Source organism: Siminovitchia fortis, assembly GCF_003605365.2.
Taxonomy (GTDB): Bacteria; Bacillota; Bacilli; order Bacillales; family Bacillaceae_C; genus Siminovitchia; species Siminovitchia fortis.
Window position 1 is genome coordinate 1 of record NZ_QYTU02000001.1, and the last position, 14,588, is coordinate 14,588.

General features: G+C 43.5%; 18 protein-coding genes. All 18 read right to left on the bottom strand.

Annotation, left to right across the window (positions count from 1 at the left end; genetic code table 11):
• Positions 1–136 precede the first annotated feature (136 nt).
• Positions 137–814, bottom strand: a complete 678-nt coding sequence (locus D4N35_RS00005; RefSeq protein WP_120068018.1) for a zinc metallopeptidase — start codon at positions 812–814, stop codon at positions 137–139.
• A gap of 57 nt (positions 815–871) precedes the next feature.
• On the bottom strand, positions 872–1,657 hold the full coding sequence (ypjB, locus tag D4N35_RS00010; protein ID WP_120068022.1) for a sporulation protein YpjB: 786 nt from the start codon (positions 1,655–1,657) through the stop codon (positions 872–874).
• Positions 1,658–1,735: 78 nt separating this feature from the next.
• A complete protein-coding gene (lhaT, locus tag D4N35_RS00015; RefSeq protein WP_120068940.1) occupies positions 1,736–2,320 on the bottom strand; it encodes a lipoprotein heptaprenylglyceryl N-acetyltransferase LhaT in 585 nt (194 codons plus the stop codon).
• A 101-nt stretch (positions 2,321–2,421) separates the two neighbouring features.
• A complete protein-coding gene (locus D4N35_RS00020) occupies positions 2,422–3,204 on the bottom strand; it encodes a menaquinol-cytochrome c reductase cytochrome b/c subunit (protein ID WP_120068025.1) in 783 nt (260 codons plus the stop codon).
• Between the two features lie 54 nt (positions 3,205–3,258).
• Positions 3,259–3,933, bottom strand: coding sequence for a menaquinol-cytochrome c reductase cytochrome b subunit (qcrB, locus tag D4N35_RS00025; protein WP_120068028.1), 675 nt, complete (start codon positions 3,931–3,933; stop codon positions 3,259–3,261).
• Between the two features lie 14 nt (positions 3,934–3,947).
• Positions 3,948–4,463, bottom strand: coding sequence for a QcrA and Rieske domain-containing protein (locus D4N35_RS00030; RefSeq protein ID WP_120068030.1), 516 nt, complete (start codon positions 4,461–4,463; stop codon positions 3,948–3,950).
• Between the two features lie 146 nt (positions 4,464–4,609).
• A complete protein-coding gene (locus tag D4N35_RS00035; RefSeq protein WP_120068032.1) occupies positions 4,610–5,074 on the bottom strand; it encodes a YpiF family protein in 465 nt (154 codons plus the stop codon).
• 134 nt (positions 5,075–5,208) lie between these two features.
• Complete coding sequence (locus D4N35_RS00040) at positions 5,209–5,757, bottom strand: ReoY family proteolytic degradation factor (protein ID WP_120068035.1); 549 nt, start codon at positions 5,755–5,757, stop codon at positions 5,209–5,211.
• 33 nt (positions 5,758–5,790) lie between these two features.
• Positions 5,791–7,044 carry a tetratricopeptide repeat protein gene (locus D4N35_RS00045; protein ID WP_120068038.1) on the bottom strand — a complete coding sequence of 418 codons (1,254 nt, stop codon included), beginning with the start codon at positions 7,042–7,044 and terminating at the stop codon, positions 5,791–5,793.
• Between the two features lie 102 nt (positions 7,045–7,146).
• Positions 7,147–8,229, bottom strand: a complete 1,083-nt coding sequence (aroB, locus tag D4N35_RS00050) for a 3-dehydroquinate synthase (RefSeq protein ID WP_120068041.1) — start codon at positions 8,227–8,229, stop codon at positions 7,147–7,149.
• A 92-nt stretch (positions 8,230–8,321) separates the two neighbouring features.
• The gene (gene ndk / locus D4N35_RS00055) at positions 8,322–8,768 is read right to left on the bottom strand and encodes a nucleoside-diphosphate kinase (protein ID WP_120068043.1); all 447 of its coding nucleotides are present in this window, start codon (positions 8,766–8,768) and stop codon (positions 8,322–8,324) included.
• Positions 8,769–8,865: 97 nt separating this feature from the next.
• Positions 8,866–9,828 carry a heptaprenyl diphosphate synthase component II gene (gene hepT, locus D4N35_RS00060; RefSeq protein ID WP_120068046.1) on the bottom strand — a complete coding sequence of 321 codons (963 nt, stop codon included), beginning with the start codon at positions 9,826–9,828 and terminating at the stop codon, positions 8,866–8,868.
• A gap of 15 nt (positions 9,829–9,843) precedes the next feature.
• Positions 9,844–10,554 carry a demethylmenaquinone methyltransferase gene (locus tag D4N35_RS00065; RefSeq protein WP_120068049.1) on the bottom strand — a complete coding sequence of 237 codons (711 nt, stop codon included), beginning with the start codon at positions 10,552–10,554 and terminating at the stop codon, positions 9,844–9,846.
• 24 nt (positions 10,555–10,578) lie between these two features.
• Entirely contained in the window at positions 10,579–11,382 is an 804-nt protein-coding gene (locus D4N35_RS00070) for a heptaprenyl diphosphate synthase component 1 (protein WP_164876236.1), read from the bottom strand.
• A 97-nt stretch (positions 11,383–11,479) separates the two neighbouring features.
• Positions 11,480–11,713 (bottom strand): trp RNA-binding attenuation protein MtrB, encoded by a 234-nt coding sequence (mtrB, locus tag D4N35_RS00075; protein ID WP_120068054.1) that lies wholly within the window; start codon positions 11,711–11,713, stop codon positions 11,480–11,482.
• A 16-nt stretch (positions 11,714–11,729) separates the two neighbouring features.
• Positions 11,730–12,296: a GTP cyclohydrolase I FolE gene (folE, locus tag D4N35_RS00080; RefSeq protein ID WP_120068057.1), complete on the bottom strand. Its 567-nt coding sequence runs from the start codon at positions 12,294–12,296 to the stop codon at positions 11,730–11,732.
• 118 nt (positions 12,297–12,414) lie between these two features.
• On the bottom strand, positions 12,415–12,687 hold the full coding sequence (gene hbs, locus D4N35_RS00085) for a non-specific DNA-binding protein Hbs (protein WP_120068060.1): 273 nt from the start codon (positions 12,685–12,687) through the stop codon (positions 12,415–12,417).
• A gap of 281 nt (positions 12,688–12,968) precedes the next feature.
• On the bottom strand, positions 12,969–14,447 hold the full coding sequence (spoIVA, locus tag D4N35_RS00090) for a stage IV sporulation protein A (protein ID WP_120068065.1): 1,479 nt from the start codon (positions 14,445–14,447) through the stop codon (positions 12,969–12,971).
• Positions 14,448–14,588 lie beyond the last annotated feature (141 nt).

Sequence of the window (14,588 nt, forward strand, 5' to 3'; positions counted from 1 at the left end):
GTTAAATTACTTGACTTTTGCTTGAAATTTTAATGCAACACTAGTGTAATTTCCTATACCGAAATAAAAAAGCCGAAACAGTTAACTTTGGCTGTTTCGGCTTTCTGATCCTCTGCAATGTTACATTTCAAACCTCTTATTCATTCCTGTTGACAAAGATCAAAATGAGACGAAGCAGTTCCATTACTGCCACTGCCGCTGCAGCAACATAGGTCATGGCTGCTGCATTCAAAACTTTTCTGGCATCCCGCTCTTCCCTGTTGCTGATCAATCCAAGAGATACCATCTGATCCATCGCCCTGGATGATGCGTTGAACTCAACAGGCAGCGTAACAACTTGGAATAAAACCCCTGCTGCCATAAGAATGATCCCGATCAAAAGCATATTGGACATTGCTGTTGATAGCAGGCCGATAATAATGAAAATCCACGCAATGTTCGAACTGATATTGGCCACAGGAACCAATGCATGCCGGAAACGGAGTGCTGCATAGCCTTGTTGATCCTGAATGGCATGCCCTACTTCATGCGCGGCAACAGCAGCCCCTGCAACAGAGGGACGATGGAAGTTCTCCGAAGACAAGTGAACCGTTTTCGTCATCGGATTGTAATGGTCGCTCAGCACACCCGGAGTTTCTTTGACTTGGACATTGTACAGTCCGTTTGCATCTAGTATTCGTCTTGCAACTTCGGCTCCCGGCATTCCCTCCGCTGAGGCAACCTTTGAAAATTTATTGTACGTATTTTTCACCTTGAATTGTGCCCAAATCGGGACAATCATGATGATAAGAAAATAGATTAAGAAACCTCCCATTTTTACCCTCCAATAACTGTTTCTCTACTTTTATTCTAGTTAATTTAACGATCACGGTCAATTATTTCGATCTTTCCTCTTCTTTTGCTGTCTTTCTCCTTTATACTTTCTCCAGCCTACATAAGAAAGAGTTAGAATGATAATGCTGCCGGTCATGGAGATGACCCACCAAAGAGAAGGATCAGCTTCGTCCTCGTCGGGATCGGAGAATATCTTCTGAAGGTCCTGTTCCAGGGAATCCAGATGGGCTGTCCATTCTTGCTCGGAAAAGCCGGACCTGTACCGATCTATAAACGTTATTTTCGAATCCAATTTTTGCAGCTTATCAGCGGCCAGATCGATTTTTAAGCTCGGCTGAATAACAGTATAAGTCGCGAGGAACGTATTAAGGTTTTGGTTGTAAGCCTCTTTGTCCCCTTCCAAAGCTGCGTTTTTCACCTCTTGAAAATCTTTCAAGACAGAGGCCTCCATTTCAATCCACATCGGTTGATGGGTAGAGGAAATCGCATCCGCGGCCAACCGAAAGGAAGTGACAAGTCTGACTCTTTCATCATGACTCATATTTATATTTGTCACAGCCCTCAGCGCTTCGTGATGGGAGGCTGTGAGCACTCTCAACTCATCCATTGTAAACTTTCCGTCTTTGACCCCCTCTTCCGAAAACCGTACTGCAAATCTTTCAAGGATCGACTTAGCTTCCTCCAACCGGGAGAATTTGGTCAGCTGCAAGGCTTCATCAGCCATTTGATCCAACTCGGCTAGTGTTGAATCGGAAGAAGCGAATGCAGAATATCCGCCAAAGGCAAGGCAAAAAGTTAGTAGAATTGCTGCAAATGGTTTCATAAGGGTCCCCCCTCCTCATACTCCTGTTAATAACGTATGAGGAAGCGGACAAGAATAGACCTGTCCCAAACTGCTAAATCATTCCTGTTCCCGGTACTTTTTTCGATAGACATAAATGGCTGTACCGATTGAAAAAATGCTTAACCAAAAGGTGAAGTACCCGATTTCTCTCACATACAGCTCAAGGCCGGGATATTTCGGATATTGCATGAAAACGTAGTCTATCACATCATTATGAAGCGTCCATGCACCAGCCGCAAGGACATGCCAAAGTTTAAACTTATAAAATTTGGCAAAAAGAATACCTTGGACGGCCATTGCGCCGTGGGAAGCAATGAGCATATAACCCTGCCACGGAAGATAGCCGGTAACCTTAAGCGTTAAAATATTCATGACCACGGCCCAAACTCCATATTTGACCAGCGTAATCAATGCAAGCGCTTCAATAAGAGGGTAATTTTTATTGCGAAGAAACGCAATCAATGCGAAAACAAAAAACAAACTTGCCGTTGGACTGTCGGGGACAAACGGAATGAAAATCAATGGAGTGACATCCAACTGGGGTATGTACCAATAATAACCGTAAACCGTTCCGGCTATGTTTACAATGAATAACAGCCATAAAAAACGGCGATCCATTAAATAAGCAGTAATATAGTTCATATATTCGGCTCCCGAAAAAATAAAAGCCGGCATGATGCCGGCTTTTATTTAAATTCTATTTTAAGTTCAAATACAGCGCCGATGCGTCTGCGCATTGTATATTATTCCTCAGGTTTCAATGAGGCGATAAATTCTGCCAGCTTGTCCAGATCTTCATCTGATCCCTGATACTGATCTGCAGGCATCGAACCAATACCATTATGGGCGATGTCTTTAATCTCATCAGGAGAGAGATCCAAATTGACTAAAGGTGGAGCGGCCGGACCGCCTTCGAGGTTTTCACCATGGCAGTTAATACAGCTTTGTCCAGCGTATACTTGATAGCCTTCCGATTCCTGATCAATTTCAACCTCTGGACCTTCAACGATTTTTCCTTGCTGTTCAGCAGCAGCCCAATCGTGGGTCACAACGGATTCCCATGTCAGATAAAAGACAGCAGCGATACCTAATAACATGAATCCGGTAGCAAACGGACGTTTTGACGCACGGCGTTCCGGACCACGATCCAAGAATGGCGCGAGCAATAAGGCTCCGAATGCAAGGCCGGGAATAACTGCAACACCAATGATATTAAATGGCCCTGAAGCAAATTGGTATTTTATTAATTGGTAAAGAAACAAGAAATACCAGTCAGGCATTGGAATATACCCTGTATCCGTCGGATCGGCAATACGTTCGAGCGGGGCCGGATGGGCTGCGGTCAAACATAAGAAGCCGGCGAGGAATACAGCTCCAACCATCCATTCCTTGAGCAGGAAGTCCGGCCAGAATGCTTCGGTTTTACCCGGGTATTCAGAATAGTCTTTAGGAATGTTCGGCTTGCGCAGGGAAGGATCAACAATCCGGGAGTCGCCGACAAATTTCATTCCTTTTCCTCGTTTCATTTTGTCCCCTCCTTAATCTGTCATTTCATTCATTTTGCAATAATAGGCTGCTACTTATAGAGGGCCGGAAATACCCTGTCTCCTAATCAAGACAAAGTGAGCGCCCATTAAAGCAAGCAATGCAGCAGGAAGGAAGAAAACATGAATCGCAAAGAATCGAGTCAATGTTTGAGCCCCAACAATGGTTGGATCTCCTGCTATTAAAGTTTTCATAGGAACTCCGATAAACGGAAGTGATTCAACGATATCCAATGTAACCTTCGTTGCAAATAATGCTTTCATATCCCATGGAAGCAAGTAGCCTGTTAATCCAAGGGCCAACATGACAAAAAAGATAAGGACTCCTACGACCCAGTTAAGTTCACGCGGCTTCTTATATGCTCCTTGGAAAAACACGCGCAACGTATGTAAAAACATCATAACGATAACAAGACTGGCACCCCAGTGATGCATCCCGCGAACGATTTGGCCGAAAGCCACTTCATTTTGAAGATAATATACTGATTCCCATGCATTTTTAATATCAGGCACATAGTACATCGTCAAGAACATGCCCGATAGAATTTGGATGACTGTAACAAAGAATGTCAATCCGCCAAAACAGTAAACAAACGCAGAGAAATGGTGTGCCGGGTTAACGTGCTCTGGCACTTCATGGTCTGCGATGTCTCTCCATATCGGCGTAATATCCAATCGCTCGTCAATCCAGTCGTACATTCTGTTCAGCAATCATTACGCCTCCTTTACTTCTTTCTTACGAATGGGTTTTCTACTGGATTACCCAACATTAAAAAGCCGTCTTTTTCCTTGACCGGATAAGCGTCCAGCGGTCCTCTCGGCGGTGTTCCCGGAACATTGTTGCCGTCTTTTGTGTAAAGGCCGTTATGGCATGGGCAGTAAAACTTATTTGGGTGATCCTCACTGCCTTCCCAGTTAACCGTACAGCCCAAGTGCTTACAAATCGGAGAAAGGGCTACGATTTCACCTTTCGCATCTTTATATACCCAAGCTGATTGCGTAACGTCGGAAGTATACCATGCATCCTTTTGTTCATAACTGAAGTCAACTCGGACAGGTTCTTCAGTAATATCGGCAACTTTCTTATCAGTCATTTTAAAGTCGCCGCCGGCTTGTGCCTTCAATACAGGATCCACTGCAAACCGAACCATCGGCATCAACATGCCTGCTGCCATAAATCCGCCCACTCCCGTCAGTGTATAGCTGAGAAATTGGCGTCTTGTTACAGGATTCTTGCTCATCCTTTTCCCCCCTCTGTCAGTAAGGTAAGTCCATCGGACAATATATTGCGCACATTTACAAACTGGGACATAATTATGATATATCAATAAAACTGGAAGGTCAATAAAATACCATTGCAATACTTGTCAACTATGTGGCGATTAACCTATACGGATGCCTGCCATCCGTTGACAATCCCTTTCATCAGCTGTTTTACCTGATCTTCCATGATGGACTGCTTGTATTGTTCGTCCATGTCTTGCAGCGGGATGGACGGGATGAACAACAGTGATTCAGGCGCAAATTGTTCCATATTTCGCCAAACCGGGTCAGAAGTCAGAAAAAATACATATTTGAACCCGCTTTCCTTGATCGTTTCTTTCCATTTAAGGAGACCGCCGGCTTTCTTGCTTTCATCTTCATCGCTAAGATATGTATACGGCGGCAAAAAAAGCATCCTGCCCTTGAATTGCCTTTCAAGGTGCAAAGACAGCAGCTGTATGAACTCGCCCTTTTCCACTGTTGGCTTCATGCTCTGGCCCAGTCCAATTGGAACGAGCGGGACAACCGCTGTGTCAATATATTCTTTCTCTTCCAGATAGACATCAATGTCTTTTGCCTTCCATTGCATTTTCCACACTCCTATTATGCACTTCATTACTGTTTATCATTCTAACAGAAATAAAAATATGAAACAAAAAAAGCTATGTGCTTAAACGCCAACATAGCTTTATACGCAATAAATCCTCCTGGGCACCGGAGGATTTATTGCTGTTCCCTTAATTCTTTGAGCCTTAATGCCAATTCATCAAAGCTCTTTTTGTCGTATTGGTCGAGCGCTTCATCAATAGCTTTCAAAAGCTTGCTTTCCTGATATTTTCTCAGGCTTTCCTTTAAAAATTGCTCTGCGGCCGATTTATCTTTTTCACTGATATACACTGTTTTCTTGACGAATGGATTATCTTCCAACACTGCGGCGTATTGATGGCTCGCATTGGATGCACGAAAATTGATCTGGATATAAATATCCTCATCCCTGTTCAAACGGATATCATGGAACGATTTTTCCGCGTCTGTCGTCATGATATTATCCTTGTAGAAACGGAAGGGCACTTCCTTTGTGCAATGGGTAGACATGATCAGGCCCCGCGGGCAAAATTGCGCTTCCTCGACAAAGTGGACTTTTTCCATTAGCTGATCGTGACTCATCAGATAGTTCAGAATCCAGACGGATTCCCTTCTTTTTAATTGGTACCTATTTAAAAACCAGCGAATAAAATCTTTTTTCTCGTTGACAGATACAGGGGTGGCCATCATAATCCCTCCTCTGCAATTTTTATTCCACGGCTACTCCTCAAGTCGATCAATAATTTCAAGCCATTCTTCGTTCAAAGGATCCAACGAGTTTAAACGTCTGAATACAGCCGCCCCCTCGCTTCTCATTCCTTCTTCCATCAGAAAAAATCCATAGTCCTTTAGAAAATCCAGGTTGTTTTTAAGTTCATTATATGCAAGCTTGTATTCATTTAATGCCTTTGAATATTGTTCCGTCTGCTGGTAACTGTAGGCAGCATCCCAGTGAAGATGGGGATCATCTGCATTCTCAAGGTTTGATATGACATCCAGTATTTCTTCATGCCTCTCCTGGTGCAAAAGGAGCTTGTTCAGCAGGCTGGCCGCTTCCGTCGATTCGGGATCCAATGCAAGTGCCCGGCGAAGGTGGTTTTCCGCTTCTTCTTCCCGGCCGGCTTTCATCAGCAGTCCGGCAATATAAATGTATAAATCGACATTATATTCATCTGCTGCCAATCCTTGTTCTGCTGTTTCGATTGCCTTATCCAATTCGCCCAGTTGGTCATGGGATTTTGCCAAATAAAGATAAAGTGCATGATATTCATGGTCCATGGCTTTTAAGTCTTCGAAGGCATTCTTTGCTTTTTTGTATAGACCTGCCTGAAAGGATGTCAAACCATAGCCAAACAGTACATTCAGATCCTTATTGCTTTCCAAAGCCTTCTCATAATACGGAATGGACTCTTCAAAAGCGCCTCCGGCACTTAAGGCTTCTGCCAGTCTTGCATATATATTATTGCCTGCCACTGCTTCCTCTCCGGCCTTCAGCAGCCTTTGATAAGACGCCACTGCCTCAAGGAACCGTCCCAGCGACATGTATAATTCTGCCAGCGCAAAATCGATCACCGGCTCATCCCTGTACATCTCTTTTGCCTTGAGCAGCTTTTGCTCGCTTACTTCATATAAGCCCTGCATTTGATATAAATCGGCTTCCAGAAGCATTGCCGCTGCATAGTTCGGATCAGTTGGATCGACCGATTCCAAATATGGATAGGCTTCCTCGTCTTTTCCCAGGTCGATCAGCAATTCAGCCAGCATGATCTTCAATTCATTCTCCTCGGGAAACTCTTCAAGCAACTTTTCATATAGCTCCTTCGCTTCCTCCAAGAATCCATACTGTGACAACTGTTCCGCCAGGAAAAATTTTTCTTCCGGAGAGCCGGATTTCTTCACTTTGTTAAAAACTTCTTTTGCTTTTGACAAATCCTGCAATTCAATATGTTTCAGCACCAATTCAGCATCATTCATTCATATGGTCCTTTCAGAGAAAGTGAATGTTTAATAATATTTCTACAACAAATAGGAAATATCCTCTTTTTTGTTATTGAAATAGTGAAAAGCAACTAAATTTTACTCTTCACTGCCGTCTTTCATCATTTCATATGCATGTTTAAGGGCGTTTTCTTCCACTTCCTTTAATACCGGTTTCCCAACGGCTTCCAGCAGTACAAATCGCGGACGTTTTGCAATGGTCTTCTTGTCCCGCTGCATGCCTTTATATGCATCTTCAAACGAAAGATCGGGCGGGATTTCCAGTCGATAGCCGAGACCTTTCACCCATTCTTCAAAACGGCTTATCGGAAAGGACAGGCCCAGCACTTCCTTGCTCACATGAAGTGCATAAACGATCCCTACCATCACTGCCTCGCCATGGGTTGTTTTTCCATAGCCCAGAGAGGATTCAATGACATGCCCCAATGTATGGCCCAGGTTTAAAACGGCACGAAGCCCGCTCTCCTTTTCATCTATTGAAACAATATTTGCTTTTATTTCCATCCCCCTTTGCAAAACATGCGTCAACTGTCCGTCCGTCATTTCATGCAAATCCTTTATTTCGTCCATGAGCGTGTTTAATAGACCGGCATCGGCAATCAATGCATGCTTCACCGCTTCGGTAAATCCGGAGCGCACCTCATGATCCGGAAGGGTCTTGATAAAATCTGTATGATAAATGACGGCCTCGGGCTGGTGGAAGGCCCCAATCATATTTTTCCCCAGCGGATGGTTGATGGCAGTCTTACCTCCGACAGCGCTGTCGTGAGCCAAAATGGTTGTCGGAACTTGGATGAAAGAAATGCCTCTCATATACGTTGCTGCAACGAACCCGGCCAGATCGCCCACTGCGCCGCCTCCAAAAGCAATGATACACGACTTTCGGTCAAGCCCCTGTTCAAGCGCAAATGTCAGGCAAGATTCATAGACGGACATCTGTTTCGCTTTCTCCCCTGAGGGAACTGTGTATACTGAATAATCAACGTTTTCCGGCAATGCAGATTGCAGCGTGTCCAAATGAAGCCGGCCGACTGTTACATCTGTAATGATCAAAAGGTTTGTAAAGTTGTTTTTTTGAATCACTTGCGGAAGCTCAGCCAAGCCATTTGGTTTAATATAAATCGGATAGCTTTTTGATGCTGTCTGAACTGTAATTTCCACTCGGATCACCTCGTTGTTCTTTCTATTTTACGACTTTCTGACAAAATTTGAAATAAAAAAAAACACCTGCCACGAAGCAGGTGGAGTAAATATTAATAAATCCAGTTATTGGCCAGCTTGGAATACTCGATTAGCTCGCTATCATTGAAGAACAAACCGATTTCCCTTTTCGCGCTTTCGGGAGAGTCGGATCCGTGAATGATATTCTTGCCGACAGTTACTCCGAAATCACCGCGGATTGTACCAGGAGCTGCCTCTGCAGGATTTGTTGCCCCCATCATTTGGCGGGCTGTCGCAATGACATTTTCACCTTGCCATACCATTGCAAAGACCGGTCCTGAAGTGATGAACTCTACCAATTCACCAAAGAACGGACGCTCTTTATGTTCACCGTAGTGCTCCTCGGCCAATTCGTTTGAAATGTTCATCAATTTCGCCCCGATCAGCTGGAAGCCTTTCTTTTCGAAACGTGAAACAATCTCACCGATCAGTTCTCTTTGAACCCCGTCGGGTTTAACCATTAAAAATGTTTTTTCCATGAATGTCACTCCTGCCATAATATCAGTATCATTTTCCTTGAAACTCAAGAAAGATAATATCACTTTTTTTAACAGCTGGCAAATATTGAAAAATGGCTCAATATCTTCTTCTGCCGATATAATTTGCGATTTCTTTCAGCGGCCTTTTCGCCTTGCTTTCTGGAAGCTCCTCGAGAATATCTAGGGCTTTGTCAAGATATCTCCTGCTAAGCTGATGGGACTGCTCAATAGCCCCGGTATCTTTGATCAGCTTGATGATGCGGCTCATTTCTTCTTTATCTGTTTTATGGGTTACTTTTTCAATTTTCGCCTTTACTTGAGGATCACGCATGGCATATAAAGCAGGAAGGGTTACATTTCCTTGGCGCAAATCATCACCTGCAGGCTTTCCCAATTCTTCTTCACTGGAAGTGAAGTCCAAAATATCATCCGTTATCTGGTATGACATTCCGATAAAATATCCGAATCTGTACAGCCGGCGGTAAATGGACTCTTCGGTGTTTCCGGCAATGGCACCGAGTTCACAGCTGACGGCAATCAGAAGTGCGGTTTTCCTTTTGATTCTTCTTAAATAATTTCTTAATGGCTGGTCAAACCAGTATTTATCTTTTATCTGTTCGATTTCACCGATGCAAACCTCGACAATGGCCTTGGATAATTTCTTATGTAAGAGCGGGTTGGGGATGTCGGTCATATATTCCAATGACCTGGCCAATATGTAATCTCCGGTATACATGGCTACGCGCTCATCCCATATATAATTGATCGTGGGCAGGCCCCTTCTCATATTGGCATCATCAATGACATCATCATGGACAAGTGACGCCATATGAATCAACTCAAGAGCCATCGCTACGTTTTTGACTGTTTCAATACGGTAGTCCCCAAATTTTGCAGACAATAATACAAATACCGGGCGAATCCGTTTGCCTCCTGCTTTCAGCAGCTTGAAAGATGCGTTTTCCACCAGTTCGGAATTTGAAGAAACAGCTTCTTCAAGCTCTTTTTCAATTAAGTCCAGATCAGATTTAAAATTCCTATAAAGCCAAGTCAGTTTCATAAAATTTCCACCCAGTTATTCTAATTTCTGCTTTACGCCAATATGCGCTGCCGCAGCTCCCCCGCTGAAAGGTTTATAAATGACATCGACAAAACCGGCACGCCAGAACATTTGAGCAAGCTCATCCATACCCGGGAAATCCCGTGCCGACTCTTGCAGCCATGAATATTCTTCATAGCTTTTTGCAAAAATTTTTCCGAACAGCGGCATGAGAAAACGGAAATATGCATAATAAATCTGCCTGAATACCGGGAGGGTCGGTTGGGAAGTTTCCAGACAAACAGCCATTCCGCCGGGTTTTGTCACACGATGCATTTCTTTTAACACCTGCATGTAATCAGGGACATTGCGAAGCCCGAATCCGATTGTTACATAATCAAAGCTGTTGTCATCAAACGGAAGCTCCATCGCATTGCCCTGGATCAAATCCACATGTTCCAAACCCTTTTCTTTCAATTTTTCTTTGGCAACCGCGAGCATGTTCTTGCTGAAATCAAGCCCGACCACCCGGCCTTCTTTCCCTGCACTTTCCGCAAGCGCAATGGTCCAATCACCGGTTCCGCAGCAAACATCCAAAGCGGCGCTGCCTTCTTTGACGTTCATCTTGTTCATTGTTACCTGGCGCCACTTTTTATGCTGTTGAAAACTGATGATAGAGTTCATCTTGTCATAATTTTGGTGTATCTTCTCGAATACATGATGTACCCGTTCTTCTTTAGATTGCATTCTTCGTGACCTTCTTCCGACTGATTATGTTGCTAAATGCCTGTAATTGCTCGTTAAATCTTTTATGCGCCCAGAAAGAACGCCCGGCAGCCCTGAAGCCCGCAACGATTCTTCCATCAATACCTTTTTGCTTTGGTCTATAAAGCGGGAGCATATCTCTTTTAAACAATGTCGGTCGCGCTGGGACAAATTAAATAGAGGAATAGATTTTTTTTGAGGCAGACAGAAATGTTTAAGGCCTTCAAAAAGTATTGAGTGGCGGCCCCTGTTAAAATTCTCCATCTCCGCAAGCAATTTTTTCAAATTTAAAAGCTCTTTAAAAAGATGAATATGGCGAGTTGTCTGGAAGTGCCGGCAAAATTTCTCAATGACAGTTGTTCCGATTTTTTTGAAATCTTCCATAAACTCATCTAAATCCGATGCTTCCATCCGATAAACGGAAATTTTATATTCATTGATCAATTTAATCGCATGAGCAAGGGTTCTAATCAAATTCGTGTCGCCAATTTCAGCAAGTGTATGATAATACAAGCCGCTGAAATAATCTCCCGCCAGGACAGACAACTGTCTTTCCGTAAGAGTTTTCTGCTGGCCGGCCACCTTGTCATGAATATCAAGCGCTATCTGGACCAGCATGGCAGAAGTAATTTGATGCTCATATTTTTCAGCGGGGATCCGTGTGTCTTCCATGGCCATTAACAGCATAAGGATACGGTCTTCGTCTATTTGAGGAGATTCAATATGGTCAAAAAGAAAATGATGATACATTTTACTTTCTATCATTTTCCTTATCGAATCCGTCTTTTGTTCATACAAACATAGAGCCATTTCCGTAATCCCCATTTCTTTGCATTCTAATTCCAACATCAATTTGTTCATTATAACATAAGTAAAGCGCAAGCGCCCTGTCCCATGCGTAACGATTTCAATTGCTTTTTTCGCTGTCCACTTCGCCGAATGCCGTGAATATTTTTGCATTCCCCCGTACCTTTATGGCAGAGGTATGTTCCGTAAACTGGGCGATGAGCACTTCCCCTTGATCAAGCTTCTCCGCGTGATGGAAGCGTGTATCTGTTCCCCTTGTCAATCCCATTACGTTTACTCCGTTTTCGATTGCTTTAATGACAACATAATCATTTTGATTGTTTGGGCTTTTCATTGCTTCACCTCAAAAATTATTGCTTTATCAATGAGAGAACTTCGTTCCGGGATTGGCTGTCCTTCAGGAAGATGCCCCTTACTGCCGATGTTACTGTTTTGGAACCCGGCTTTTTCACACCGCGCATTGTCATGCACATATGTTCTGCTTCGATTATGACCATAACGCCGTGTGGCTCCAACTTTTTCATGATTGCATCAGCCACTGTCGAAGTAATTCGTTCCTGGAGCTGCGGACGGCGTGCCACCGCTTCCACCGCGCGGGCCAGCTTACTCAATCCGGTTACCCGTCCGTTTCTTGGTATATAGGCTACATGTGCCTTGCCAAAAAAGGGAACAAGATGATGTTCACATAATGAGTAGAACGGTATATCCTTCACTAAGACTAATTCTTCATGATCCTCTCCAAAAATAGTCTCAAAATATGTTTGCGGATCTGTATTAATTCCTGCAAAAACTTCCTCGTACATTTTAGCCACCCGCTTCGGGGTATCAAGCAAACCCTCTCTATTTGGATCCTCTCCAATTGCTTCCAATATCATTCGGACTGCTTCTTCGATTTGCTTCCGGTCGAATTTGCCCATATATAAGCCTCCTGCTAAAGTAAAACACTAATAGAGCAATATTAACATATATAATCGGTAAATAAAAAGGAATCGCCGCCTGGCAATTCCTTTTTAAACACTCAAACAATGTATGTAATTATTTCACAGCGTCTTTAAGGGCTTTACCTGGTTTGAATGCAGGTACTTTGCTTGCTGCGATATCAATTTCTTCACCTGTTTGAGGATTGCGGCCTTTACGGGCAGCACGCTCACGAACTTCGAAGTTCCCGAAACCGATCAGGGAAACTTTGTCGCCATTTGACAATGAATCCTGAATGGATTGGAATACAGCTTCTACAGCTTTTGTTGCATCTTTTTTAGACAGCTCAGCTGCTTCAGCTACGGAATTGATCAAGTCTGTTTTATTCATTCTGTTCACCTCCTCCAAAAGGATAAGCTACTTCTACCATTTCTATTACATGTGTAATCAAATTTTCAGATTTCTAAACATTTTCATGCAAGAAATCGCGAGAAATGCTTTTGAATCAACGCTCAAGGAGCATTTCTGCTTAAAAGATTATCATAATCAAATTATGATAGCAAGAATAAAAAGCGATATAATTGAAAAGACACCGAATTACTGTCATTTCGGCGTCTTTTTCTATATTTATCAGCTTTTTTTCTGAAAAATCCTTATCATTTTCAAAGTCCTTATAAAATGATGGCGATTAAGCCCCCGGACCCTTCGTTGATGATTCTTTCCAAAGTTTCTTTCAGTTTATAGCGTGCATTTTCAGGCATCATGGCCAGCTTTGCCTGAATGCCTTCCCTGACAAGAGAACTTAAGCTCCTTCCGAATATATCGGAATTCCAAATGGAAAGCGGATCGTCCTCAAAATCCTGCATCAAATAGCGGACAAGCTCTTCACTTTGTTTTTCAGTTCCGATAATTGGCGCAAATTCCGACTCGACATCGACCTTAATCATGTGAATAGAAGGGGCGACCGCTTTTAACCGGACTCCAAACCGTGCCCCCTGCCTAATAATTTCCGGTTCATCCAGACTCATATCCTCTAAGGAAGGAGCGGCAATTCCATAACCTGTCTGCTTTACCATGACAAGCGCGTCGGATATTTGGTCATATTCCCTCTTTGCATCCGCAAAATCCTGCATCATCTCAAGTAAGTGATCTTTGCCTTTCACTTCTGTCCCGACAATTTCTGTCAACACCTGGTCATAGAGTTCATCAGGCGCAAATAAATCGATTTCAGCAATCCCCTGGCCCATATCAACTCCGGCCAACCCTGCACTTTCAATATACTCAAAATCGTTGAAACTTTGAACAACACGGTCGACATCCCTCAGTCTTTTTATATCTTTTACCGTTTCTTTTACAGCTTCCTGATAATCAGTCCTGAGCCAATGATTTTCTTTCAGGACCATGACCCAGCTGGGAAGGTTCACATTCACTTCAAGGACAGGGAATTCATAGAGAGCTTCCCTCAACACGTTCAAAACATCCTGTTCTCTCATATTTTCGACCGACATGCTTAACACCGGAATATCATATTTTTCCGCAAGTTGTGAGCGCAGAGTTTCAGTTTCAGGATGATGCGGGCGGGACGAATTCAGGACCATAATATACGGTTTTCCTACTTCATCAAGCTCGGCGATGACCCGCTCTTCCGCTTCAATATAATCATTTCTTGGAATTTCCCCGATCGTGCCATCGGTCGTGATGACAATTCCAAGCACTGAATGCTCCTGAATCACTTTCCGCGTACCGATTTCCGCTGCTTCATGGAAGGAGATCGGTTCTTCATACCATGGGGTATTGATCATGCGCGGTCCATTTTCATCTTCATATCCTTTGGCACCAGGAACAGTATACCCGACACAGTCCACTAATCGGACATTCACTTCCAGGCCGCTGTCCACTTGAACTGTTACCGCTTGATTCGGTACAAATTTCGGCTCCGTTGTCATGATTGTTTTCCCGGCTGCGCTTTGGGGCAGCTCATCCTGTGCCCTGGCCCTGTCTGCTTCGCTTTTTATATTAGGCAAAACGGCGAGCTCCATAAATTTTTTAATGAACGTGGATTTTCCCGTCCGGACAGCCCCAACGACCCCCAGATAAATATCCCCGCCCGTTCTTTCTGCGATATCTTTAAAAATATCCACCTTTTCCAAGAGATTCCCTCCTAACTTTAAGTTCAAGGGACAACATGATCCCATGCCCGTATATCATCAAGTCAATATATTTGTATGATGTTGTCCTAATCAAATATAACTTCAATAATAAAAATCCTTCTTCCACAGTATATTTTGCAG

What these genes read in the sequence shown, in the direction of transcription:
- ypjB (WP_120068022.1), bottom strand. Translation starts at nt 1,657, where the DNA reads ATGAAACCATTTGCAGCAATTCTACTAACTTTTTGCCTTGCCTTTGGC.
- hbs (WP_120068060.1), bottom strand. Translation starts at nt 12,687, where the DNA reads ATGAATAAAACAGACTTGATCAATTCCGTAGCTGAAGCAGCTGAGCTG.
- D4N35_RS00045 (WP_120068038.1), bottom strand. Translation starts at nt 7,044, where the DNA reads ATGAATGATGCTGAATTGGTGCTGAAACATATTGAATTGCAGGATTTG.
- D4N35_RS00065 (WP_120068049.1), bottom strand. Translation starts at nt 10,554, where the DNA reads ATGCAATCTAAAGAAGAACGGGTACATCATGTATTCGAGAAGATACAC.
- D4N35_RS00030 (WP_120068030.1), bottom strand. Translation starts at nt 4,463, where the DNA reads ATGAGCAAGAATCCTGTAACAAGACGCCAATTTCTCAGCTATACACTG.
- D4N35_RS00005 (WP_120068018.1), bottom strand. Translation starts at nt 814, where the DNA reads ATGGGAGGTTTCTTAATCTATTTTCTTATCATCATGATTGTCCCGATT.
- D4N35_RS00040 (WP_120068035.1), bottom strand. Translation starts at nt 5,757, where the DNA reads ATGGCCACCCCTGTATCTGTCAACGAGAAAAAAGATTTTATTCGCTGG.
- hepT (WP_120068046.1), bottom strand. Translation starts at nt 9,828, where the DNA reads ATGAAACTGACTTGGCTTTATAGGAATTTTAAATCTGATCTGGACTTA.
- D4N35_RS00035 (WP_120068032.1), bottom strand. Translation starts at nt 5,074, where the DNA reads ATGCAATGGAAGGCAAAAGACATTGATGTCTATCTGGAAGAGAAAGAA.
- D4N35_RS00070 (WP_164876236.1), bottom strand. Translation starts at nt 11,382, where the DNA reads ATGGCTCTATGTTTGTATGAACAAAAGACGGATTCGATAAGGAAAATG.
- D4N35_RS00020 (WP_120068025.1), bottom strand. Translation starts at nt 3,204, where the DNA reads ATGAAACGAGGAAAAGGAATGAAATTTGTCGGCGACTCCCGGATTGTT.
- folE (WP_120068057.1), bottom strand. Translation starts at nt 12,296, where the DNA reads ATGGGCAAATTCGACCGGAAGCAAATCGAAGAAGCAGTCCGAATGATA.
- lhaT (WP_120068940.1), bottom strand. Translation starts at nt 2,320, where the DNA reads ATGAACTATATTACTGCTTATTTAATGGATCGCCGTTTTTTATGGCTG.
- ndk (WP_120068043.1), bottom strand. Translation starts at nt 8,768, where the DNA reads ATGGAAAAAACATTTTTAATGGTTAAACCCGACGGGGTTCAAAGAGAA.
- mtrB (WP_120068054.1), bottom strand. Translation starts at nt 11,713, where the DNA reads ATGAAAAGCCCAAACAATCAAAATGATTATGTTGTCATTAAAGCAATC.